Here is a 21,458-nt window from a genome sequence, read left to right as displayed (position 1 = left end):
AGGTTACGATTGTTCCCGAGGGGACCGAAGGGAACGAACGAGGAGAAGCAAGGAACGCCGCTTCGACGAAGTTCTGAACGTGGCGAAGCAGTTCCGACGAAGATCTAGAGTGTGAGATGGAAGGTGGTTCGGGTGCCTTCCCTGTTCTCTATATTAAATTCTCCGTCGATGGAGGCCATTCTTTTCTTCATGTTGTTGAGGCCGTTTCCGAATTTGCGTAGTTTTTCCAAGTTGATGCCGACGCCGTCGTCCTGAATCTCGATGGTGAGGTGGGGGTTGACGGTGACGTTGATCCGGACGACCGAGCTCTGGGAGTGTTTGAGAACGTTGTTGAGGGCTTCTTTTACGGAGAGGAAGATATTCCGCCGTTTCTCCCCGCTGATCTCGCGGGGCGGTATCGTGGCGGGCATGCTGAAGAAGCAGTCGATGGAGGTGTTCTCGAAGAATTCCACGGCGTATGAGCGGATATAGGCGACGAGGTTTTCGATGGTATCGTTGGAGCTGGTCATGGTCCAGATGATGGCGTTCATCTTGTTGAGCAGTTCGTTGGCCGAGTTGGAGATCTTTTCTATTTCGGGCAGGGTTGCGTCCTTCATTTTGCTTTTCACTATTTCGCTCATGAGCCGGATGGCGGTGACGCCGGAGCCGAGTTCATCGTGCATGTCGACGGAGATGCGGTTGCGTTCGTCCTGTTTGGCGGCGAGTACGGCCACTGTTTTTCCATTTCCTTACGCTGGGCTTCGAGTTTGAGTTTCTCTTCTTTCCGGAGGCTTTGGATGATCTCCATTTTATTCTTATAGGTGAGGGCGAAGAGGAAGAAGAGGAGTTCGATGGTGATACCGCCTTCGTAGTAGAAGAGGGCGAGGTTGAGGACGGACTGCCCTTTTACAGTGTGGAAATTGGTAGAGATCATGACCTGGGAGATGATGGAGAGCAGACAGAGGGAGATGTTCCCCATGACGATGTAGTTCATGAGCTGGTTGTGGTAGGTCAGCCCTTTCAGGACGAAGACGATGGAAATGACCAGCAACAGGATCTTGGTGGAGTCTTCGATAGTGTTCGCGATCCGGAAGTCAGGGGACAGTAAGTAGAAGATGACGTAGAGGCTCATGAGGGTGGTGATGGCGATGGAGCCCCAGAAGAGGTAGCGGTCGAGCGTCCGATAGTTCTTGCTAGTTTCCAGGAATTTCCGGTGGAAGACGATATAGCAGATGTATCCGACGGAGAAGATGATATTATCGAGAAAAGATTCAAAGAAATAGTTGAAGCCGGTGGTGGACCGGTGGAGGGTGGATTTGAGGAACAGGAGGACGCTGATGCAGAGTGAATAGCCTACGTAGTATAGAAATTCGGGTTTGCGGCTCTGGATGTATTCGCTGGTGGCGTAGAAGATCATCATCAGCATGATGCCTGCGAAGAGGTTCGTGATGACGTCGATGTTGGTGCTGTTCTTATGGGTGAGCATGATGGCCTGCCGGATGAGGGTGTCGCGGGTCAGCCCGGGGTTGATGGAGTTGGTTGGGGCCTTGATAAACGAGATCAGGGCGAAGAAGGTGGTTTTTTCGTGGGGGTTGAGGGTGATCTGGCGGTAGCCGAGGCTGTCGGGGTCGTTTGGGAGGATGTCGGGGACGGGGGTGAGGGATGGTGTGGACGCGGCGGGGGTGGATGGGGTGGTGCCGGTGATGGTGGATGTTGTAGCCGCGCCGGTGGTGGACGTTGAATCGAGCCGGTACAGCTGGATGGAGTCCATGAAATAGCCCGGGCAGAAGAAGGCGGTTTGGGGGCGGTCACTGTTGTTCGTTAGTGTAAACCGGAGTACGGCCTTTTTGTTGACTCTGGGCGGGGGAGACGTAGTGGTCGAATTTTCGGGTACCTTTCTTGTATGGGAGGGAGGGCAGTTGGTTGACGTCGACGTTCTTATTTGGAGAAAAGTAGTACCAGGTGTTTTCCGAGAGGTCGTTGAGGAGGCCGGTCTGGGAAAGGTCTGAGGCGGGTGGGTCGGTTATGGTCTGGGCCTGGGCGGCAGGATTGAAAAAGAGCAGGGAGAGGACCGAAAGGACGGCCCCTAAGGTGGCCCGGACAAGGATGATCAGGTTTGGTTGCGGCTTGGCCGGCATGGCTTTAAATATCCGAGAGATGCGTTTTTCAGAAATTTAACGCATCTCTCGATAGGCGTTAATTTCTGTTGAGCTTCGCCGAACCTGCTTCGACACGGTTCAGCTTGCCCGTAACCTTCACTCCGTTCGGTTAAGGACGAACCGCCATTGGCGGTTCCGGGCGAGTTTTTTAAAGGTAAAGTAAATAATATATAGTAACTAAATTTACTAGTTGGAATATTATCTTTGTATCCATGGCAAACCGACTTAAGTCAAAGAAGAGCCAGGCGCCTGTTTCGGATAAGCTGAAGCCTGAAAAGGAGAGTCAGGTAACAGTAAAGCAGATCGTCAAAGACGAACGTACCCACAAGATCACTGGGGCTGTATTCCTCTTAATGGCCGTCTTTCTTTTCATTGCATTCACTTCCTATCTTTTTACCTGGAAGGAAGACCAGGACAAGGTCTTTCAGGGTGCGTCGATCCTTTTGCCATCCTCGCATGTCAAGGTGACGAATCTGCTGGGCAATCTGGGGGCGCTGGTATCGCACGAATTCTTTTACAAGGGTTTTGGGCTGGCGTCATATCTGTTCTGTTCCATTTTTTTATAGTAGGTGTAAACCTGTTGTTCAAGCGTCGTGTTTTTCTATACCGCGCAATCTTCGGTATGTACTGACGGGGCTGCTGTTCTTTTCGGTGGCTTTTGCTTTTATTACTCAGGGGAGTGGTTTTCCGTGGGGCGGAGCCGTTGGGGATATGATCAGCGAGTGGCTGACGCGGTTCCTCGGCTGGATCGGTACGGCGGCGTTGTTGCTGGTGGCGGGTCTCGCCTATTTTATCTGGCGGTTCAACCCCGTCTTCAAGGTGCCATCGCGGCCGGTAAAGGAGAATGCGGTGGCTGTGCCTGAGCCGGTGGCCGAGGTGGAGGAAAAGCCGAAAAAGGGAAAGAAGGGTAAGAAGGCCGATGAGGAATCTAAAGATGGGGGCAAAGAAGGAGCGAAGCTGTTCATCGATGAGGAATTCAGTCAGGGTAAGGGGAATGTGCTGAAGGAGGAGAGTGGGGTAGTTGCGCTGGCGCCGCCGGTGAAGGGAGAGCCGGAGATCGAGTTTACGATCACGGAGCGGGAGCCGGAAGAGGTGGGGGGAAGATGAAGAGGCTGTGTCGCCGCCATGGGAGGATGAGGAGGAAGATGATCTGGAGGAAGAGCCGGGTGAAGAACCTGCACCGCCGACGAGGATCGCGCCGATGGAGATCCCGCCGGTGCCGCCGCTGGTGAAGACGCCGGTGCCGGGAGAACTGGAGCTGGAGATAAAAAGCGCCCAGGGGCCGGAAGCGGCTGATGGGTCGGATATAAACGAGCCGCTGGTGCCGGAGAATCTGCCAGACTATGAACCCACGCTCGATCTGCGGGACTACAAGTATCCCTCGCTGGACCTGCTGGAGGCGCATGGCAGCGAGAAGATCGTGCAGGACCCGTCGGAGCTGGAGGCCAACAAGAACCAGATCATCAATACGCTGAAGAATTACGATATATCCATTTCGAAGATCAGTGCTACGGTGGGCCCGACGGTGACGCTTTACGAGATCGTGCCGGCGGCGGGGGTTGCGTATTTCGAGGATCAAGAATCTGGAAGACGATATCGCGCTGAGTCTGGCGGCGCTGGGAATACGTATCATCGCGCCGATACCCGGCAAGGGAACGATCGGTATCGAGGTACCGAATGTGAAGAAGACGGTGGTGAGCATGCGTACGCTGCTGGCGTCGGACAAGTTTCAGAACAGCCCGTTCAATCTGCCGATCGCCGTTGGGAAGAAGATCGACAACGAGAATTTTATTGTCGATCTGTCCGCGATGCCTCACCTGCTGATGGCGGGGGCTACGGGTCAGGGTAAGTCGGTAGGGTTGAATGCCATTCTGGTATCGTTGCTGTACAAGAAGCATCCTTCTCAGTTGAAGCTGGTGCTGGTGGACCCGAAGAAGGTAGAGCTGAGTATCTACCGGATCATCGAGAAGCATTTTCTGGCGAAGCTGCCGGGGGAAGAGGAGGCGATCATTACGGATACGAAGAAGGTGGTACATACGCTGAATGCGTTGTGTATCGAGATGGACAACCGGTATGACCTGCTGAAGGAGGCCAATGCGAGGAATATCAAAGAATATAATGACAAGTTCATCAAGCGGCGGCTGAACCCGCAGAAGGGGCATCAGTATCTGCCCTTTATCGTGCTGGTGGTGGATGAGTTCGCAGACCTGATCATGACGGCGGGTAAGGAGGTAGAGATGCCGATAGCGCGGCTGGCGCAGCTGGCGCGTGCGGTGGGGATACATCTGATCATTGCTACGCAGCGGCCTTCGGTAAATATCATTACGGGTACGATCAAGGCGAACTTCCCTGCGCGTATCGGATTCAAGGTGTCTTCGAAGATCGACTCGCGAACAATTCTGGATGCGGGTGGAGCAGATCAGCTGATCGGGAAGGGGGATATGCTGATATCCTTCAACGGGGAGATCACGAGGCTTCAGTGCGCCTTTGTGGATACGCCGGAGGTGGAAGCGATCACGCAGTTCATCGGCAAGCAGCGGGGTTATCCGGAGGCATACAAATTGCCGGAGTATGTGGATGAGAAGGATATGGAGGCGAAGGACTTCGATCTGGGGGACAGGGATCCGTTGTTCGAGGAGGCTGCGCGGCTGATCGTTATGAATCAACTGGGATCTACGTCATTGATACAGCGTAAGATGAAGCTGGGGTATAACCGGGCTGGCCGGCTGATGGATCAGCTGGAGGCTGCGGGGAGTTGTGGGGCCGGGGCAGGGGAGTAAGCCGAGGGATGTGCTGATCAAGTCTGAAATGGAGCTGGATCAGTATTTGAATCCCTAGAAGGAGACATCCAACGGTGTTGGGTGGTGAAGGAAAGGGTGTCCCCGGCACATTTCCGATCAATTTTAAGAAGGATTTAATGCGGGAGTACCGATATTTGCGGCGGATCGACCGTCCAAGGGATTGGGGTGGAGAGAATTGGTGGGTGGTGAGAGTTGTGACTGGTGAAGGGGGTGGGTGGAAAGATGGAGGGAGGGTTGAGACCGGTTGGATGGGGCGGCAGACGTGGGTACTTCAAATACTGACCCTAAAATAAAACAAATGAAAGTAAGCAGAAAGTCGATGTTTTTGAGTGTGGTGATGGGGTTGAGCTGTTTTCGCGCAGGCGCAGAATAGACAGTCTTGGTAAGAATGATCCGGACGCGAAGAAGGTGTTGGACGGGCTGAGCGCGAAGCTGAAGTCTTTTAAGGCGGTGCAGTCGAGCTTTACGCTGAAGGTAGAGGATTCGAAGGGGAAGCTGCAGGGCAGCAAGACCGGTACGATCTATCTGAAGGGCAGCCGATATCATGTGAGTGTTGCGGGTGGACAGGATATTTTCAGTGATGGGAAGGATATCTGGACGTATGACAAGGGTTCGAACGAGGTGACGATCACTAAGGCCGATCCGACTACGCAGACGATCAGCCCGGATAAGATCTTTACGAATTTTTATGACAAGGATTTTTGTATAAGCTGAATGGGGAGAGCAAGATCGGGACGAAGACGGTGCAGGAGGTCGAGCTGACGCCGATGGATAAGACGAAGAATTTTTTCAAGGCCTTGTTGTATATCGACAAGGTGCAGCATACGCTGGTGAGCATTAAGTGGTTCGACAAGGGTGGGAACAGGTACACGCTGGAGACGAGCAAGCTGAATGGTAACGCTGCTGTTTCGGACGCGCAACTCGCCTATAATAAGGCGAAGTTTCCCGGCGCGGAAGAGGTAGATCTGAGGAATTAGATTTGTTAAGATTTTCGAATATGCCCGGCCCGTCGGCCGGGTTTTTTATTTGCTGCCCCAGCGGAAGGTGGAGATATCGAGGCCGGCGAGGTCGAGGACGCGGTCGACGACGGTAGCTGCGACTTCGTCTATAGTCTTTGGAATGCTGTAGAAGGAGGGGGTGGCCGGGCAGATGATGCCGCCGGCGAGGGTTAGGGTTTCCATGTTGCGGATATGGATGAGGTTGTAGGGGGTATCACGGATGACGCAGATGAGTTTGCGTCTTTCCTTCAGGACGACGTCGGCGGCGCGGGTGATGAGGTCGGTGGATGCGCCGGAGGCGATGCGTCCGAGGGTGCCCATGGAGCAGGGGACGATGATCATGGTATTGTATTTGCCTGAACCGGAGGCGAAGGGTGCGTGGAAGTCGCGCTGGGAGAAGACGGGAAAGGACAACAGGTTATAGGAATCGTTGCCGAGCTCGGTGCGCCATACTTCGCGGGCGTTTTCGGACATGACTATGGAGACGGCGGACCACTTGCGCCTGGAGGGCGGTTAGTTTTTCGAGGAGTAGTCTGGCGTATATCGAGCCGCTGGCGCCGGTGATGGCAACGACAATTTTGTGCATGATGGGAGCGTTTTTAACGAATAACAAAAATACTATGAAAAGAGCATTTTTCCTGGGTGGAGTGGTTTTACTGGGGATGATTGTGGGGTGGAAGGCTGCGGACAGGCCTGAGGTTGCGGGGAGGCCGCGGAGTGAGGCCATCTCGTGGATGACGGTAGACGAGGCGGGCGAGAAGTTAAAGGCGGCAAAGAAGCCGGTGATCGTCGATCTGTATACGACCTGGTGCGGGTGGTGCAGGCAGATGGACAAGAAGACTTACTCGAACAAGCAGGTGGCGGCGTATCTGCAGGATAAGTTCTATACGGTAAAGATGGATGCGGAGACGCATTCGACGGTGAACTGGATGGGGAAGGCTTATTCTTTCAGTCCGAAGTACCGGGTCAATGAGTTTGCGATGTATCTGACGCGGGGCCAGCTGGAATTTCCGACGACGATAATTATTCCGCCGGGAGAGGAGCCACAGGCGGTGCCAGGATATCTGGAGCCGAAGGATCTGGAGTTGCTGGTGAAGTATTTTGGAGAGGGGTTTACCGGTCTAAATCTTTTGACGCGTATCAGAAAAGTTTTAAGGGAAGTTGGTAAAAAAAATGGGGCAGGGAGGGTATGCACTATAACGATTTAGCCGTAGCCGTCCGCAAGTTTAGCTCTAAAGGGTTATCTGTAGGGAAAATGATTGATCCAAATCAAGATAATGGTAACTGGGTAAAAAAATTAACGGGTAATGCTTCTATTTCAATGCGAAGACACTACCTTTGTTTTTTCATAGGATAAGGTTTAATGGTTAATGGTATTTGATTAGTGCAGCCCCGCGTCAGCGGGGCTTTTTATTGGTTTTGTTCAATTTTTTCCTGCTGTAGCCCCTGCTTTACTGTAATCTAGATAAAAACCCCGGGCTTTTCAGGACCCGGGGCGAATGGTTACCATTAATTAATTTGCAAATTATCATTACGCTTCTGCCATGTCGGGGATCGCCTGTACTTTATAGTCTCCGGCGTCCAGCTTTTTCTTGGTAGCGCGGAAGGCCTCGAGGGTGAGGGCGATGTCTTCGTCGGTGTGAACGGATGTCGGCACCAGGCGATAGATGATATGGCCCTTCGGAATCACCGGGTAGACGACGATGGAGCAGAAGATGTTGTAGTTCTCGCGGAGGTCCATGACCATTGCCGTTGCTTCGGGAACGTCCCCTTTCATGTATACGGGGGTTACGGCGGAGTTGGTTTGACCAATGTCGAAACCGCTATCCTTCAGGCCTTTCTGGAGCTTGCCCACGACGTCCCAGAGTTTTTTACGCAGCTGGGGCTGGGTCTTCAGGAGCTCGAGTCTTTTGAGGTTGCCGATTGTGATGGGCATGGGCAGGCTTTTGGCGAAGATCTGCGAGCGGGTGTTGTAGCGGATGTAGTCGATGATCGCCGCGTCGCCGGCCATGAAGCCGCCGATGGAGGCCATCGATTTGGCGAAGGTGGAGAAATAGAGATCGATCTGGTCCTGGACGCCCTGCTCTTCTCCGGCGCCTGCGCCGGTTTTGCCGAGGGTGCCGAAGCCATGGGCGTCGTCGACGAGGAAGCGGAAATCGTATTGTGATTTGAGGGCGGCTATTTCCTTGAGTTTGCCCTGGTCGCCGGCCATGCCGAATACGCCTTCGGAGATGACGAGGATGCCGCCGGCATTCTGTTTCTCGATGAGTGCGGTTGCGCGCTGGAGTTGTTTTTCGCAGTCTTCGACGTCGTTGTGTTTGAAGACGTAGCGGTGACCGGGGTGGAGGCGGAGGCCGTCGATGATGCAGGCGTGGCTTTCGGCGTCGTAGACGATGACGTCGTGGCGGCCGCAAATGGCGTCGATGGCGCTCATGATGCCCTGATATCCGTAATTGAAGAGGGTGGCGTCTTCTTTTCCTTCGAAGGCGGCCAGTTCTGCTTCGAGTTGTTCGTGGTAGTTGCTATTGCCACTCATCATCCTTGCGCCCATAGGGGCGGCCATGCCGAAGCGGGCTGCTGCTTCTGCGTCAACCTTTCTGATCTCGGGGTGGTTGGCGAGTCCAAGATAGTTGTTGAGACTCCAAACAATTTTTTCTTTTCCGCGGAAGTTCATGCGGCTTCCGATCTCACCTTCCAGTTTGGGGAAGGCAAAATATCCGTGCGCTCTCTCTCTGTGTTGACCTATTGGTCCGTTGTGCTTTACTAATTTTTCAAAGATATCTGCCATATTATGAAATTATTAAGGTTGACACTGGCGCAAAAATAACGCATTTGGCGTTGCGCCCAATCCAATATCTTGCGCGCCAAATGCCGGTGGCGGATAAACCGCTAATTGTGTGGCTGGCTTTTTATAAACTTTAATGCCATTTTCATCTATGAACCGTAGGCTCTACCTGTGTTTTTTACTGCTGAGTGTTTTTTCGGCCTGTAATTCCAAACATGCCGGGACTGTCAAACGGCCCAAACTCGTCGTTGGTATAGTTGTCGACCAAATGCGATGGGATTTTTTGTACAGGTACTATGACCGTTATACAGAGGGTGGGTTTAAGCGGCTGATGCGTCATGGCTTCAGCTGTGACAACACGATGATCCCTTACTTACCCGCGTTTACCGGGGTGGGGCATTCCTGTGTGTTCTCGGGGAGTGTGCCGGCCTTCAGCGGCATTGCGGGAAATGACTGGGTGGAACAGGCGACGGGTCAGCGGATGTATTGTACGGATGACAGCACGGTGAAGGGAGTTGGTGCGGCGGATCCGGAGTCGAAGGAGGGGAAGATGTCTCCGCGGAATATGCTGGTCTCTACGATCACCGATGAGATGATGATGGCGGATAATTTCCGGTCGAAGGTCGTGGGTGTATCGCTGAAGGACCGGGCTGCTATTCTGCCGACGGGCCATACGGCGACGGGTGCTTTCTGGCTGGAGGATTCAACGGGACATTTTATTACGAGCAATTATTATATGACTGGTTTGCCTGGATGGGTGGATTCTTTTAACAAAAAGGAGTATGTGAAGCAGTATATGAAGGGTCCCTGGACAACTTTATACGCAAAGAATACCTATGGTCAGAGCGATACTGACGACCAACCATATGAGGGTAAGTTCAAGGGGGATAGCACGACGGCATTTCCACACAATCTGGATTCGTCATACAAGGTGTCAAAAGCCAGTTTTCGGACGACGCCATTTGGGAACACATTGACGCTGGATTTTGCGAAGGAGGCGGTGAAGGGCTATCAGCTGGGGCAGGACGAGTTTACGGATTTTCTCACGATAAATTGTGCATCAACGGATTATGTCGGTCACCAGTTTGGGATCAATTCGATCGAAACAGAAGATACCTATCTGCGATTGGATAAAGACCTTGCGGAGTTCTTCGGGTATCTGGACGAGGCGGTCGGCAAAGGCGAGTATACCTTGTTCCTGACGGCGGATCATGGGGCGGCGAACGCGGTGTGGTACTCGCAGAATCACGATATTCCGGCGGACTATTTCAATCCGGCTAATTTGTTGACTGACAGTTTGAACGGTGTACTGGCCAGGGGATTTGGGGTACAGGGGCTGGTGGATACGATCTCGAATTACCAGGTAAGTTTCTCGATGAAGACGATAAAGGAGAGGAAGCTGGAGTTTGGGGCGATCCGGAAGGCGGCGGTGGAGTGGTTGAGGCAGCAGCCGGGGATCACGTATGCGATCGATATGACAAATGTCGGGGAGTCGCCGGTGGCGGAGCCGGTGAGGAGTATGGTGATGAATGGGTATTATTCGAAGCGTTCGGGAGTTATTCAATTGATTCCCAATGCCGGATGGTTTGAAGGCAGGGGGAAGACGGGGACTTCGCACGGGACCTGGAATCCTTATGATACGCATATTCCATTGTTGTTCATGGGATGGGGTGTCAAGGCCGGGCACACGAGCAGGGTGGTGTATATGACTGATATTGCGCCGACGGTGGCGAGTTTGCTTCATGTGCAGTTGCCAAACGGGTGTGTGGGGAAGCCTATAATGGAGGTTTTGAAGAAATAGGTGGGGTTGGCCGGCTGGGGATCAGAAGGATACGGCGGGAGATTGGGAATGCTCACGGAATTTTTGGTTTTTTTCCACAGAATGTATACAGAATTGGGCCTCCCGGCGTATGGGGGGCCTTTTCGCTTACGAAAGCGGTAAAAAGGCTGAAATCGTATGGAATTGTGGGGTATTTGCCGGACTTTTGCTGTTAGAAATTGGCCGGGGTGGATTTAATTGGATGAGGGGGATGGGATTTGATTGGATGAAGGGGGATGGGTTTGGTCGGGTGATAAAGGGGGGAGGATGGTTCCGGAGGGGATTTTGGGAGGTTTTATTTCTGATTTCGCAAGCGGATTGCTTAACTCTTGGGGTGGTAATTTGTTATAATAGAAAAGGGAAAATTTATGATTACAGTTTCTGATAGGGCGAAAGACTATATATCGCAGCTGATGAGTGATCAGCATGCGGCGCCTGAGACTTTTGTTCGGGTAGGGGTGAAGAGCGGGGGTGTTCCGGTCTGGAATACAAGATGGATTTTGACACTGTTCAGAAGGAGGGGGATCAGGTATTTGAGGACAAGGGGGTGAAGGTAGTTGTGGATATGAAGAGTTTGCTCTATCTGTATGGGACGGAATTGGATTATTCGGGTGGGTTGAATGGGAAGGGGTTGACTTTTAATAATCCGAACGCTTCCCGGACCTGTAGTTGTGGGGAGAGTTTTTCGGTTTAGGAGGGGCGGGAACCGCAGAAGGGCAGGGGAGATGGATGTGAACCGCTGAGTGGGGAAAGGAGAGATTTTTAGAATAAAGAAGTACGAAATAAAATTATGGCCAACGACAACGAAATAATTGACAATATAGCCAATAAGGAGTACGAGTTTGGTTTTGTCACGGACATTGAGATGGATGTGGCGCCGGCTGGGCTTAACGAGGAAACGATACGCTATATCTCTGCCAAAAGAATGAACCCGGGTGGCTGTTGGAGTGGAGGCTGAAGGGGTTGCAGGCTTTTGGCAGGCAGAAGCTGCCGGCATGGCAGAATTTTGAGATGCCGCCCATCGATTTCCAAAAAATATCGTATTACGCTGCGCCGAAGAGCAAGAAGAAATACGACAGTCTGGACGAGGTGGATCCGGAGCTGCTGGCGACTTTCGAGAAGCTGGGTATTCCGCTGAACGAGCAGAAGGCGCTGGCTGGGGTAGCCGTGGACGTAGTGTTTGACAGTGTGTCGGTTGCGACTACCTATAAGGATAAACTGAAGGAGCTGGGTATCATCTTCTGTAGTTTTGGTGAGGCGGTCAGGGAGCATCCTGAGCTGGTGCAGAAATACGTCGGTTCGGTGGTTCCCCATTCCGACAACATATTTGCTGCCCTGAATGCGGCGGCGTTCTCGGACGGGTCCTTTGTATATATCCCCAGGGGGTGCGTTGTCCCATGGAGTTGTCCACCTATTTCCGGATCAATACGGAGAATACGGGTCAGTTCGAGCGGACGCTGATCATCGCCGACGAGGGCAGTTATGTTAGCTATCTGGAAGGTTGTACGGCGCCGATGCGGGACGAGAATCAGCTGCATGCCGCGGTTGTGGAGCTGATCGCGATGGAGAATGCGGAGATCAAGTATTCTACTGTCCAGAACTGGTATCCCGGTGACAAGGACGGCAAGGGCGGGATCTATAATTTCGTGACGAAGAGGGGGATCTGCAAGGGAGCCAATTCCAAGATATCCTGGACGCAGGTGGAGACGGGTTCTTCCATCACCTGGAAATATCCGAGCGTGATCCTGCAGGGGGACAATTCCACCGGGGAGTTCTATTCGGTGGCGGTGACCAAGAACAAGCAGATCGCGGATACGGGTACGAAGATGCACCATATCGGCCGCAATACGAAGAGCAGGATCATTTCGAAGGGGATCTCGGCCGGACACGGCCAGAACAGCTATCGCGGCCTGGTGCAGATGGGGCCGAAGGCAGACAATGCGAGAAATTTTACGCAGTGTGACTCTCTGCTGATCGGCGATCGCTGCGGCGCGCATACATTCCCTTATATCGAATCGAAGAACAATACGGCGACGATCGAGCACGAAGCGACGACCTCGAAGATCGGCGAGGACCAGATATTCTATCTGAACCAGCGGGGTATCGATTCGGAGAAGGCGGTGGCGCTGATCATCAACGGTTATGCGAAGGAAGTGCTGAATCAGCTGCCGATGGAGTTTGCTGTGGAAGCGCAGAAGTTGTTGTCAATCACATTAGAAGGTAGTGTAGGGTAATTTTTTACGGCCTCCGCGGGGGCCAGGTAGTGTAGGCTAGTTTAAACAATATATAGAGATGCTGATCATTAAAAATTTACATGCTGAGGTTGAAGGGAAACAGATCTTGAAAGGGTTGAATCTGACGGTCAATGCAGGCGAAGTGCATGCGATCATGGGGCCGAACGGAGCTGGTAAGAGCTCGCTGGCTTCCGTGCTGGCAGGCCGCGAGAACTATGAGGTCACGGAGGGTGAGGTTTGGTTCGAAGGCAAGAATTTGCTGGAGATGTCTCCGGAAGACAGGGCCCGTGAGGGTGTGTTCCTCGGCGTTTCAGTATCCGGTGGAGATACCGGGTGTTTCGAATATCAATTTTCTGAAAACGGCGCTTGGCGAGATAAGGGCTTACCGGAATCTGCCGCCGCTGGATGCGAAGGCTTTTCTGCAGCTGTCGAAGGAAAGGCAGAAGCTGGTGGAATTCGACGCTAAGCTGGTCAACCGGTCGCTGAACGAAGGGTTCTCCGGGGGAGAAGAAGAGGAATGAGATCTTTCAGCTGGCGATGCTGGAGCCTTCGCTGTCCATTCTTGACGAAACGGATTCGGGTCTGGATATCGACGCACTTCGGATCGTTGCCAAGGGTGTCAACAAGCTGCGTTCGGACAAGAATGCGTTTCTGATCATCACGCACTATCAGCGATTGCTCGAATATATCGTTCCTGATTTTGTACACGTGCTGTACGACGGACGTATCGTCAAATCCGGCACGAAGGAACTGGCCCTCGAACTGGAAGAGAAGGGGTATGACTGGCTGAAGGAGAAAGAGGAAGTAGGTACTGTCTAAAAAGAAGCTGGGTATTCCAGAAGAGGAAGTAGGTACAATTTAAGATTGAACTAAGAGCAAAAAATCATGAGCTTAATACAAGAACCGGCTATTCCCCTGTACGACGCCGTCGTCAGGGGCTATCATGAGTTGTCGGCCGCCGGAGCGGATGTGGACGAGGTTAGCCGTGCGAGGCAGTCGGCTTTCGATCAGTTCAGGCTGCTGGGCTTTCCGTCTATCCGCAATGAGGACTGGAAGTATACGAATATCACCCGCTATCTGAAGGACGAGTTTGCGCTGAATGGACTGGTGCCGGGTAGTGAACCTGTTGCGGCTGTGGCTGCGCCTGCCGGTGTGGTGGCGAAGGCTACGATCCCCGGATTTGATGCCTGTCAGGTCGTGCTGGTCAATGGCGTGTGGGACGGAAAGATCAAGGGGGAGCTGCCGAAGGGAATCGAGTTATTCCGGGTAGCGCAGGTGTTGAAAGACCCTCAGTTCGCCGGTTATTTCGGTAACGGGAAATGGGGTAATCAGCATTTTGCGTATTTGAATACGGCGTTGTTTACGGATGGACTGTTTATCCGGGTCAGGGATGGCGCCGTGGTGGAGAAGCCTCTGCACGTTGTGAACGTCTTTACGTCCGACCGCAACCTACTGATACAGCCGAGGCATGTAATTGTCGCCGGGCGTAATTCTGAAGCCTCTATCGTTGAGTCCGTCGTTTCGGCCGCGGGTGAAGTGAAGCTGTGGGTGAATCGTCTTACGGAGATATTTGCGAAGACCGATGCCAAACTGGATCATGTTGTCCTGCAGACGGCGGGTCAGGGAGTCCGGCTGGTGCAGCATACGACGGTGCGGCAGCAGAAGCAGAGCCTGTACAACAACTATACTTTTACTCTGCCCGGCGCCGAGCTGGTGCGGAATGACCTGCAGGCGCGCCTGGAGGAGGATCATACGGAGACGCATCTGTACGGTCTGTATCTGGCGGCCGGCGGGCAGCTGGTGGACAATCATACGCTGGTCGATCACCAGAAGCCACATTGTTTCAGCAACGAGCTCTACAAGGGCGTTCTGCTGGAGAAGTCGACGGGAGTATTCAACGGAAAGGTATATGTACACCAGGACGCGCAGAAGACGAATGCTTTTCAGCAGAACAATAACCTCGTCATCAGCAAGCAGGCAACGATAGACAGCAAGCCGGAACTGGAGATCTATGCAGACGACGTGAAGTGCAGTCATGGTTCGACGGTGGGGCAGTTCAGCGACGAGGCCCTGTTCTATCTCCGTGCCCGCGGGCTTGGGGAGGAAACGGCGAAGGCGTTGCTGATCGCAGCGTTTGCATTTGACGTGACGGAGAAGATAAAGCATGAGGCAGTAGAGGCATATGTGAATGAGCTGATCAGTCAGCATATTCCGAGTCAAACACAAAATTGATATGATGAGTGAGATTGGTATGATTTCCATATCGGGGACGAGCCGGCTGGATATTGCCAGGATCAGGAAAGATTTTCCGATCCTCGGGCAGACGGTGTTTGGTCATCCCCTGGTGTATCTGGATAATGCGGCGACGACGCAGAAGCCCGTCTCCGTACTGAAGGCGATGGACGACTACTATACCACGATCAACAGCAATGTTCACCGGGGTGTCCATCATCTGAGCCAGCTGGCTACAGACGCCTACGAGGATGGTCGCCGGAAGGTGGCGGAATACATCAATGCGCGTCATACGCACGAGGTCATTTTTACGCGCGGTACGACGGAGTCCATCAATCTGGTGGCGGCTAGTTTCGGGAAGAAGTTCCTGAAAGAAGGGGACAGTATTCTTGTCAGCGGCATGGAGCACCATTCGAATATCGTTCCCTGGCAGCTGGTAACGGAAGAGAGGGTGCACAGCTGAAGGTGATCCCGATCGACGACAACGGCGAGCTGGTGCTGGACGAGCTGGATAAATTGTTGGAGGGAGTAAAGCTGTTAGCGTTCAATTATGTTTCGAATGCGCTGGGGACGATCAACCCGGTGGCGACGATCATAGCGGCGGCACATAAGCATGGGATCCCTGTGCTGCTGGATGCGGCGCAGGCGGTACAGCATATGGAGGTCGATGTTCAGCAGCTGGACGTGGACTTTTTGGCGTTCTCTTCCCACAAGCTGTATGGCCCTACCGGATTTGGGATACTGTATGGCAAGGAGGAGTGGCTGAATCAGCTGCCGCCCTATCAGGGTGGGGGAGAGATGATCAAGACGGTGAGCTTTGAAAAGACGACGTACAATGATCTTCCGTATAAGTTCGAGGCGGGCACGCCGGATATGGCCGGTTCGGTCGGTCTTGGCGCGGCTATCGACTATGTCCAGGGGCTGGGTATTCAGAATATTCAGCGAGCTGAGCACGAGTTGATGGAATATGCGCTGGGGGTGCTGGGGGATATTGACGGGCTGCGGCTTATCGGCAGGACGGATGCTTCGCGGAGGGCCGGTGTGATATCTTTTCTGGTTGGGAATATCCATCCGTTCGACCTCGGCGAACTGCTGGACAAGCAGGGGATTGCGGTGCGGACGGGTCACCACTGCGCACAGCCTGTGATGGACAGATATTGTATTCCGGGTACGGTCCGGGCTTCGATGGCGGTGTATACCTCGAGGGAGGATATAGACAGGCTGGCTGCGGGGATTAAGAAGGCTGCAAAAATGCTGGGGTAGAAACTTATGACGATCCAGGAACAACAGGAAGATATAGTTTCCGATTTTGAATATTTGGGTAACTGGGATGATAAGTACGAGTATATTATCCAGCTTGGGAAGGAATTACCTCTTATAGAAGACAAGTATAAAACGGATGACAATCTGATCCGGGGCTGTCAGTCGAGGGTTTGGCTGCACGTTGACTACATCGATGGGAAGCTGGAGTTTACGGCGGACAGCGATGCTGTGATCACCAAAGGGTTGATCAGTCTGGTTATCAAGGTCCTTTCGGGACACACGCCTAAAGAGATCGCGGAGGCGGAAATTACATTTATCGATGCTATCGGGTTGAGCAGTCATCTTTCGCCGACGAGGTCGAACGGGTTGTTGTCGATGGTTAAACAAATTAAGTTATATGCCGTGGGGTACATGGCTAAATCGGTTAAGCAATGAATGAAGTAGTTGAAACCGGCAGCAGTGAGCCGAATAAGGGGGAGATTGCTCCTGGTGGAGCATCTGGTGGCGACAATTTGCGCGACCGGATAGAGGACGCTTTGCGGACGGTATTCGATCCGGAGATACCGGTGAATATTTTTGATCTGGGTCTGGTGTACGAGATTCGGATCAATGATGGTGGAAAAATAAAGATCACAATGACACTTACAGCGCCGGCCTGTCCCGTGGCCGGAGAGATCGTACAGGACGTACAGCAGAAGGTGGAGGGTATCGAGGGTGTTATGGATTGTCATGTACAGCTGACCTTCGATCCGCCCTGGACGAAGGAAATGATGACGGAAGAAGCCAAGCTGGAGCTGGGATTTCTTTAACTGTCAATTTTACACTTCCGGTAACGATTGCGTAGATTCCCCCTGAAAAGCAGGATGCGGCAGGATAGTTCGGGCATTCAATAATTCTATTTTTAGTCTGTCCGATTAATTTAATAACTGCTTTGCTGTATGAAAAAGTCCATTCTCCCAGTGGCAGTGTCCTTAGCGACATTGCTGCTAGTCTTTCCATTTTTTCTTTTTCCCGGGTAGTTTTCATGTCACCGGGAAAGTGACAGATCAGGCGGGTGCGCCATTTTCCAATGTTACCGTTCAGGTAAAGGGAGCCCGTTCCGCCACTACTACGGGTGCTGACGGGTCGTTTGCGCTGGATGCCGCGTCCGGAAATGCTACCATTATGTTTAGTTTTATCGGGTACGAAACACAGGAGGTGAGGCTGGCATCCCGTCACCAGATAGACGTGTCGATGAAGCTGACCGGCGCTTCGCTCGGCGACATCGTGGTAGTTGGATACGGAACTCAGAAACGGGCCAATGTTACCGGCGCTACGGCGATGCTGAAGAACGAGCATTTCGATGAGCGGCCTATTACCCGGGTCGATCAGGCTCTTGTCGGACAGCTGGCAGGCGTCGGTGTCAGGCAAACGACCGGGGTGCCGGGTAAGGCGTTCAGTATTCAGGTAAGAGGTTCGGGTTCTATCAGCGCTGGTAATGAGCCTCTGTATGTGATCGACGGTATGCCTCTGGCCAATAACTCTTCCAACACGGGTAATGGGTCTTTTATAGGCGGCAATCCTCTCGATAATATCAGTCCGAACGACATCGAAAGCGTGCAGGTGTTGAAAGATGCTGCTGCAGCGGCCATTTATGGATCCAGGGCGTCGAATGGCGTCGTGCTGATCACGACCAGGCACGGTCTGAGCGGCAAGCCGAGGATTAGTGTGAATGGTTATACCGGTTACAACCAGGCCGCAAAAAAGTTGGAAATGCTGAACGGCCAGCAGTGGATCGACCGGGCTACGGAGATGATCAATGCGGCCTATGTGCTCAAATATGGAGCTTCGGGCGCTACGGCGGGTGATGCTCCTGCTACCCGTGCTGCAATCATCGGGCTGGCTCCGGGGCAGGTCAACGTACAATATATGATCGATCCGCGGTGGGCGCAGCCGGGTCATCCTGGTCTGGAATTCAAAGACTGGCAGAAGGTGATCGAGCGGAAGGGGATGATGCAGAATGGAGAGGTTGCCGTCAGTGGTGGGAATGATGCGGTGCGGTATTATGTTTCCGGGAACTATGCGAAGCAGGAAGGTTTTGTAAAGGGGTTGGATTATACGATGTATTCGGCACGGGCGAATGTGGACATCAATGCCAGCAAGGTTCTGAAGTTCGGTATTGCGGCCGCGCCGTCTTATTCCATTTCGAATGACCCGGGTGTCGAGGGAAAGGACAATATCTTCCACCAGGCCCTGAGCATGTCGCCTGTCCAGGAAGACTCGGTGGGTGATTATCCCAATATCGGCAAGAATGCCCAGTATCTTTGGAGCAATAGTACCAATGCTCCCCTGGGAAAGCTGCAATACAATATCGGTCAGACGAAGCGGTCCCGTGTCCTGAGCAGTCTGTATGGAGAGGTGCAGCTCATCAAAGGGCTGACGTTTAGGAGTACGGTGAATCTGGACAACACGAACAGCAATACGAGCACTTATGTTCCTTATATCACGACGGGCACGCAGGCCAGCCGGACTTTTAATGCGGCTACCAATTCCAACCTGACGTCTGCTACTTCCGGTACGTACAGCAATTACAGGAGGCTGACCTTTGTCAATGAGAATACACTGACCTATAATATGGTGATCCATGACGATCATAGTCTGAACCTGCTGGCGGGACAGGCCTACAATATCGATCGCCTGGACCAGTTCGGGGTCACCTCGGTGGGTGGATTTACCAGCAGCTCGATCCGGACGATCACGCAGGCATCTGTAGCCGGGACTGCGCTAACCGGCGCCAACGGATCGACTCAGAATGTACTGGTTTCTTATTTCAGCCGCGCGCAGTATGCTTATAAGAGCAAATACCTGCTGTCGGCGAGCCTGCGCACGGATGGGTCTTCACGCTTTGGGGTCAACAATCGGTACGGGGTATTTCCGTCGGCTTCGCTGGGATGGAGGGTGATCGAGGAAAATTTTATGAAGAAGGCGCCGGTGGTCAGCGACTTAAAGCTGAGAGCCAGCTATGGCGTGAACGGCAACAATAATATCGGTGATTACAATGTCCCCACCCTGGGGTCTTATGGTTATGTGCTGGGTTCGACCCCTGCCGCGGCGATCGGTCAGGCTCCGAACGTGATCTCCAATCCCGATCTGAAGTGGGAAAGATCGCAGACCTATGACATTGGTGTCGATTTCGGATTGATGGGCAACCGGATCACGGGATCCTTTGACTATTACAATAAGCTGAATACTCAACTTTTATTGAATGTTCCGGTGCCGGAGGTGACGGGTCAGCAGTCTGCCTTGCGGAATGCGGGGTCTGTACGGAATATAGGGGAAGAGCTGGAAGTGACGACCCGGAACCTTGTGGGGGCTTTTGAGTGGAGCACCAGCATCAATGTGAGCCATAACGGTAATAAGATCGTCGCCTTGTATGGCAACCAGAAGCAGATCATCATTCCCAATGGCTTTGACGTGTCGGACAATATCCTTCGTGTCGGCAGCCCGCTGAACAGCATCTATACCGTGCGGCAGACAGGTATCCTAACCCAGGACGATATCAACAAGAAAGCTGGCTTTGTATGGTACGGGCGAGACGGTTGGCGACCCCAAATACCAGGATATCAACGGCGATGGCGTTATCACCGAAGCGGACAAGCAGATAGTGGGTCATCCGAACCCCAACTTTACATTTGGCATGACGAATACGTTCCGGTATAAGGGATTTGACCTGAGCATCCTCGTGCAAGGGCAACAGGGGGGAAATATCTATTCGTTGCTGGGCCGGGCGATCACCCGTACCGGTCAGGGTTTTACGGACAATGCCCCGGAATTCTACACCCATCGATGGGAGTCTCCTTCCAATCCAGGAGCTGGGCGTGTGAGCAAGGCCTATTCGACATTTGGATTTGTCGCCAATACCGACTGGCTGTATTGGTCTGACTATATAAGGGTGCGAAATATTACGCTGGGCTATAACTTACGGCGGGTGATCAGGACCAACACCATTCAGAGCATGCGAATCTATGCCACCGCCGAGAATTTTTGGGTATGATAAATACAAAGGCGGGTTGAATCCGGAAGCGGCCAATACGACCATCAGCACTAATTCGGCTTATCCTGAGGCGGGGGATTATGGTGGTCTGCCACTGGCAAAATCGCTGATCGTTGGTCTAAACGTCACCTTTTGATGTTCCTTTCAAAATCGAGTAAACAATGAAAAAGTTATGCTTTCTGATTGTCATTGCGCTGATCGTTGCGGGGACCGCCTGTAACAAGCGGCTGAACCAGGCGCCTATTTCGTCGGCCACGACCCAGACATTCTATAAGTCTCCCAGTGATTTCATTCAAGGCGTCAATGCCGTCTATGCAGACCTGCGCGGATATCCGGACCGCGTGCAATTTCTCAGTGAGGTACGGTCGGACAATATCTATGGAGTATCGGTGGCGGTCCGGGACTGGGATCCGATAAATGATTTCTCTCCCGGTATCGCTCCCAATACGTATGTGGAGGAAGCCTGGAATACGGATTTTAATGGCATCTTCCGCGCCAATACCGTTTTGGATCAATTGGCGAAGAATGGTGTCAACGTCGGGTCGGCGAGCCTGGCAACCCGTCTCCGAGGCCGAGGCCACGTTCCTCCGTGCCTTTTATTACTTCGACCTGGTGAGGTATTTCGGGAAGCTGCCGGTCATCGATCATCCTGTGGCGGTAGATGAGGCCAATAAGATCAAACAGGGGACCGTTGCCGACGTATACAAGCTGATCATTTCCGATCTGCAGTATGCGATTGCCAATCTGCCCGCTGCCTATACGGGAGTGGATGTGGGCCGGGTTACCGGGTATGCCGCGGAGGGTATCCTGGCGCAGGTCTATATGGCCCGTTCGGGACCGAACTACGGCATCAGCGGCCCGGGGCTGGCGTCCAACGAATGGTCGCAGGCGCTGTCATTGATACAGGATATCATCGGCAGTGGTCAGTTTGCCTTTAACCCCAGCTATGCCAATATATTCTCCTATACCAACCAAAGTCCTGTTGCGACGGGTAATAAGGAGGCCGTATTCGATGTCCTGTTTCTTTCCGGCATCAGCGGTACGACCACTTCCCTGGTGGGCACTTACGGCGCCGACTTCCCCGGCAACTGACCCCGAGCGGATATTTTCTGTCGCTGAAGGATACAAAGTCAAATGGAAGCCTTGAGATTATCC

Annotated in this window: 24 protein-coding genes and 5 pseudogenes; 24 read left to right on the top strand and 5 right to left on the bottom strand. The window is 52.9% G+C overall.

Features of this window, described 5'->3' with window-relative positions; genetic code table 11:
- Positions 1–104: 104 nt before the first annotated feature.
- The 3 genes from ACQ86N_RS35350 to ACQ86N_RS35340 are packed head-to-tail and all read right to left on the bottom strand — an operon-like array spanning position 105 to position 2,117.
- Positions 105–713: a sensor histidine kinase gene (locus tag ACQ86N_RS35350; protein ID WP_431211157.1), complete on the bottom strand. Its 609-nt coding sequence runs from the start codon at positions 711–713 to the stop codon at positions 105–107.
- Positions 617–1,750 carry a 7TM-DISM domain-containing protein gene (locus tag ACQ86N_RS35345; RefSeq protein ID WP_431211156.1) on the bottom strand — a complete coding sequence of 378 codons (1,134 nt, stop codon included), beginning with the start codon at positions 1,748–1,750 and terminating at the stop codon, positions 617–619. The genes ACQ86N_RS35350 and ACQ86N_RS35345 overlap by 97 nt, the downstream gene beginning before the upstream one ends.
- Before the next feature lie 37 nt (positions 1,751–1,787).
- On the bottom strand, positions 1,788–2,117 hold the full coding sequence (locus ACQ86N_RS35340; protein WP_431211155.1) for a hypothetical protein: 330 nt from the start codon (positions 2,115–2,117) through the stop codon (positions 1,788–1,790).
- 233 nt (positions 2,118–2,350) lie between these two features.
- Here ACQ86N_RS35340 and ACQ86N_RS35335 point away from each other — a divergent pair, with 233 nt between their 5' ends.
- From ACQ86N_RS35335 to ACQ86N_RS35305, 7 genes and pseudogenes are all read left to right on the top strand, one after another.
- Positions 2,351–2,704 carry a DNA translocase FtsK 4TM domain-containing protein gene (locus ACQ86N_RS35335; RefSeq protein WP_431211154.1) on the top strand — a complete coding sequence of 118 codons (354 nt, stop codon included), beginning with the start codon at positions 2,351–2,353 and terminating at the stop codon, positions 2,702–2,704.
- Positions 2,705–2,789: 85 nt separating this feature from the next.
- The gene (locus ACQ86N_RS35330) at positions 2,790–3,245 is read left to right on the top strand and encodes a hypothetical protein (RefSeq protein WP_431211153.1); all 456 of its coding nucleotides are present in this window, start codon (positions 2,790–2,792) and stop codon (positions 3,243–3,245) included.
- 94 nt (positions 3,246–3,339) lie between these two features.
- Positions 3,340–3,642, top strand: a pseudogene (locus ACQ86N_RS35325) (DNA translocase FtsK); the annotation flags it as partial.
- Positions 3,643–3,697: 55 nt separating this feature from the next.
- Positions 3,698–3,763: pseudogene (locus ACQ86N_RS35320) on the top strand (hypothetical protein); the annotation flags it as partial.
- Between the two features lie 75 nt (positions 3,764–3,838).
- A complete protein-coding gene (locus ACQ86N_RS35315) occupies positions 3,839–4,918 on the top strand; it encodes an FtsK/SpoIIIE domain-containing protein (protein ID WP_431217716.1) in 1,080 nt (359 codons plus the stop codon).
- Positions 4,919–5,347: 429 nt separating this feature from the next.
- Entirely contained in the window at positions 5,348–5,653 is a 306-nt protein-coding gene (locus tag ACQ86N_RS35310) for an outer membrane lipoprotein carrier protein LolA (protein WP_431211152.1), read from the top strand.
- A complete protein-coding gene (locus ACQ86N_RS35305) occupies positions 5,641–5,916 on the top strand; it encodes a LolA family protein (protein WP_431211151.1) in 276 nt (91 codons plus the stop codon). Before ACQ86N_RS35310 ends, ACQ86N_RS35305 begins: the two co-directional genes overlap by 13 nt.
- A 45-nt stretch (positions 5,917–5,961) precedes the next feature.
- Here ACQ86N_RS35305 and ACQ86N_RS35300 read toward each other — a convergent pair whose 3' ends face one another.
- Positions 5,962–6,411, bottom strand: coding sequence for a UbiX family flavin prenyltransferase (locus ACQ86N_RS35300; RefSeq protein WP_431211150.1), 450 nt, complete (start codon positions 6,409–6,411; stop codon positions 5,962–5,964).
- Between the two features lie 146 nt (positions 6,412–6,557).
- Here ACQ86N_RS35300 and ACQ86N_RS35295 point away from each other — a divergent pair, with 146 nt between their 5' ends.
- Positions 6,558–7,145, top strand: a complete 588-nt coding sequence (locus tag ACQ86N_RS35295; RefSeq protein WP_431211149.1) for a thioredoxin family protein — start codon at positions 6,558–6,560, stop codon at positions 7,143–7,145.
- A 323-nt stretch (positions 7,146–7,468) separates the two neighbouring features.
- On the opposite strand, the gene ACQ86N_RS35290 is transcribed toward ACQ86N_RS35295, so the two are convergent.
- Entirely contained in the window at positions 7,469–8,725 is a 1,257-nt protein-coding gene (locus tag ACQ86N_RS35290) for an aminotransferase class I/II-fold pyridoxal phosphate-dependent enzyme (RefSeq protein ID WP_431211148.1), read from the bottom strand.
- 148 nt (positions 8,726–8,873) lie between these two features.
- On the opposite strand from ACQ86N_RS35290, the gene pafA reads away from it, so the two are divergent.
- From pafA to ACQ86N_RS35210, 16 genes and pseudogenes are all read left to right on the top strand, one after another.
- Entirely contained in the window at positions 8,874–10,523 is a 1,650-nt protein-coding gene (gene pafA, locus ACQ86N_RS35285) for an alkaline phosphatase PafA (protein WP_431211147.1), read from the top strand.
- 511 nt (positions 10,524–11,034) lie between these two features.
- Complete coding sequence (locus ACQ86N_RS35280) at positions 11,035–11,235, top strand: HesB/IscA family protein (RefSeq protein WP_431211146.1); 201 nt, start codon at positions 11,035–11,037, stop codon at positions 11,233–11,235.
- Between the two features lie 96 nt (positions 11,236–11,331).
- Complete coding sequence (locus ACQ86N_RS35275) at positions 11,332–11,499, top strand: hypothetical protein (protein ID WP_431211145.1); 168 nt, start codon at positions 11,332–11,334, stop codon at positions 11,497–11,499.
- Positions 11,484–12,002 carry a hypothetical protein gene (locus tag ACQ86N_RS35270; protein ID WP_431211144.1) on the top strand — a complete coding sequence of 173 codons (519 nt, stop codon included), beginning with the start codon at positions 11,484–11,486 and terminating at the stop codon, positions 12,000–12,002. Before ACQ86N_RS35275 ends, ACQ86N_RS35270 begins: the two co-directional genes overlap by 16 nt.
- Complete coding sequence (gene sufB / locus ACQ86N_RS35265; protein ID WP_431211143.1) at positions 11,939–12,775, top strand: Fe-S cluster assembly protein SufB; 837 nt, start codon at positions 11,939–11,941, stop codon at positions 12,773–12,775. The genes ACQ86N_RS35270 and sufB overlap by 64 nt, the downstream gene beginning before the upstream one ends.
- 58 nt (positions 12,776–12,833) lie before the next feature.
- Positions 12,834–12,986, top strand: a pseudogene (locus ACQ86N_RS35260) (ATP-binding cassette domain-containing protein); the annotation flags it as partial.
- 76 nt (positions 12,987–13,062) lie between these two features.
- Positions 13,063–13,296 carry a hypothetical protein gene (locus tag ACQ86N_RS35255; protein WP_431218029.1) on the top strand — a complete coding sequence of 78 codons (234 nt, stop codon included), beginning with the start codon at positions 13,063–13,065 and terminating at the stop codon, positions 13,294–13,296.
- Positions 13,297–13,312: 16 nt separating this feature from the next.
- The gene (locus ACQ86N_RS35250) at positions 13,313–13,594 is read left to right on the top strand and encodes a hypothetical protein (RefSeq protein WP_431211142.1); all 282 of its coding nucleotides are present in this window, start codon (positions 13,313–13,315) and stop codon (positions 13,592–13,594) included.
- 66 nt (positions 13,595–13,660) lie between these two features.
- On the top strand, positions 13,661–15,007 hold the full coding sequence (gene sufD / locus ACQ86N_RS35245; protein ID WP_431211141.1) for a Fe-S cluster assembly protein SufD: 1,347 nt from the start codon (positions 13,661–13,663) through the stop codon (positions 15,005–15,007).
- Between the two features lies 1 nt (position 15,008).
- A pseudogene (locus tag ACQ86N_RS35240) lies at positions 15,009–16,270 on the top strand (aminotransferase class V-fold PLP-dependent enzyme).
- 6 nt (positions 16,271–16,276) lie between these two features.
- Positions 16,277–16,705, top strand: coding sequence for a SufE family protein (locus ACQ86N_RS35235; RefSeq protein WP_431211140.1), 429 nt, complete (start codon positions 16,277–16,279; stop codon positions 16,703–16,705).
- A complete protein-coding gene (locus ACQ86N_RS35230) occupies positions 16,702–17,079 on the top strand; it encodes a DUF59 domain-containing protein (RefSeq protein WP_431211139.1) in 378 nt (125 codons plus the stop codon). The genes ACQ86N_RS35235 and ACQ86N_RS35230 overlap by 4 nt, the downstream gene beginning before the upstream one ends.
- A 226-nt stretch (positions 17,080–17,305) precedes the next feature.
- A pseudogene (locus tag ACQ86N_RS35225) lies at positions 17,306–19,969 on the top strand (SusC/RagA family TonB-linked outer membrane protein); the annotation flags it as partial.
- Positions 19,947–20,303 (top strand): hypothetical protein, encoded by a 357-nt coding sequence (locus ACQ86N_RS35220; protein WP_431211138.1) that lies wholly within the window; start codon positions 19,947–19,949, stop codon positions 20,301–20,303. The pseudogene ACQ86N_RS35225 and the gene ACQ86N_RS35220, both read left to right, overlap by 23 nt.
- A 161-nt stretch (positions 20,304–20,464) precedes the next feature.
- Positions 20,465–20,968 (top strand): hypothetical protein, encoded by a 504-nt coding sequence (locus ACQ86N_RS35215; RefSeq protein WP_431211137.1) that lies wholly within the window; start codon positions 20,465–20,467, stop codon positions 20,966–20,968.
- Positions 20,916–21,395 carry a RagB/SusD family nutrient uptake outer membrane protein gene (locus ACQ86N_RS35210; protein WP_431211136.1) on the top strand — a complete coding sequence of 160 codons (480 nt, stop codon included), beginning with the start codon at positions 20,916–20,918 and terminating at the stop codon, positions 21,393–21,395. The genes ACQ86N_RS35215 and ACQ86N_RS35210 overlap by 53 nt, the downstream gene beginning before the upstream one ends.
- Positions 21,396–21,458 lie beyond the last annotated feature (63 nt).

Source organism: Puia sp. P3, from assembly GCF_050632245.1.
In the GTDB taxonomy this organism is placed as follows: domain Bacteria; phylum Bacteroidota; class Bacteroidia; order Chitinophagales; family Chitinophagaceae; genus Puia.
The sequence above is the reverse complement of the archived record's forward strand: the minus strand, read 5'-3'. Positions and strand labels throughout refer to the sequence as shown.

What these genes read in the sequence shown, in the direction of transcription:
- ACQ86N_RS35235 (WP_431211140.1), top strand. Translation starts at nt 16,277, where the DNA reads ATGACGATCCAGGAACAACAGGAAGATATAGTTTCCGATTTTGAATAT.
- ACQ86N_RS35315 (WP_431217716.1), top strand. Translation starts at nt 3,839, where the DNA reads ATGCGTACGCTGCTGGCGTCGGACAAGTTTCAGAACAGCCCGTTCAAT.
- pafA (WP_431211147.1), top strand. Translation starts at nt 8,874, where the DNA reads ATGAACCGTAGGCTCTACCTGTGTTTTTTACTGCTGAGTGTTTTTTCG.
- ACQ86N_RS35250 (WP_431211142.1), top strand. Translation starts at nt 13,313, where the DNA reads ATGCTGGAGCCTTCGCTGTCCATTCTTGACGAAACGGATTCGGGTCTG.
- sufD (WP_431211141.1), top strand. Translation starts at nt 13,661, where the DNA reads ATGAGCTTAATACAAGAACCGGCTATTCCCCTGTACGACGCCGTCGTC.
- ACQ86N_RS35290 (WP_431211148.1), bottom strand. Translation starts at nt 8,725, where the DNA reads ATGGCAGATATCTTTGAAAAATTAGTAAAGCACAACGGACCAATAGGT.
- ACQ86N_RS35215 (WP_431211137.1), top strand. Translation starts at nt 20,465, where the DNA reads ATGAAAAAGTTATGCTTTCTGATTGTCATTGCGCTGATCGTTGCGGGG.
- ACQ86N_RS35275 (WP_431211145.1), top strand. Translation starts at nt 11,332, where the DNA reads ATGGCCAACGACAACGAAATAATTGACAATATAGCCAATAAGGAGTAC.
- ACQ86N_RS35335 (WP_431211154.1), top strand. Translation starts at nt 2,351, where the DNA reads ATGGCAAACCGACTTAAGTCAAAGAAGAGCCAGGCGCCTGTTTCGGAT.
- ACQ86N_RS35220 (WP_431211138.1), top strand. Translation starts at nt 19,947, where the DNA reads ATGACGAATACGTTCCGGTATAAGGGATTTGACCTGAGCATCCTCGTG.
- ACQ86N_RS35295 (WP_431211149.1), top strand. Translation starts at nt 6,558, where the DNA reads ATGAAAAGAGCATTTTTCCTGGGTGGAGTGGTTTTACTGGGGATGATT.
- sufB (WP_431211143.1), top strand. Translation starts at nt 11,939, where the DNA reads ATGGAGTTGTCCACCTATTTCCGGATCAATACGGAGAATACGGGTCAG.
- ACQ86N_RS35345 (WP_431211156.1), bottom strand. Translation starts at nt 1,750, where the DNA reads ATGGACTCCATCCAGCTGTACCGGCTCGATTCAACGTCCACCACCGGC.
- ACQ86N_RS35230 (WP_431211139.1), top strand. Translation starts at nt 16,702, where the DNA reads ATGAATGAAGTAGTTGAAACCGGCAGCAGTGAGCCGAATAAGGGGGAG.
- ACQ86N_RS35280 (WP_431211146.1), top strand. Translation starts at nt 11,035, where the DNA reads ATGGATTTTGACACTGTTCAGAAGGAGGGGGATCAGGTATTTGAGGAC.
- ACQ86N_RS35340 (WP_431211155.1), bottom strand. Translation starts at nt 2,117, where the DNA reads ATGCCGGCCAAGCCGCAACCAAACCTGATCATCCTTGTCCGGGCCACC.
- ACQ86N_RS35300 (WP_431211150.1), bottom strand. Translation starts at nt 6,411, where the DNA reads ATGTCCGAAAACGCCCGCGAAGTATGGCGCACCGAGCTCGGCAACGAT.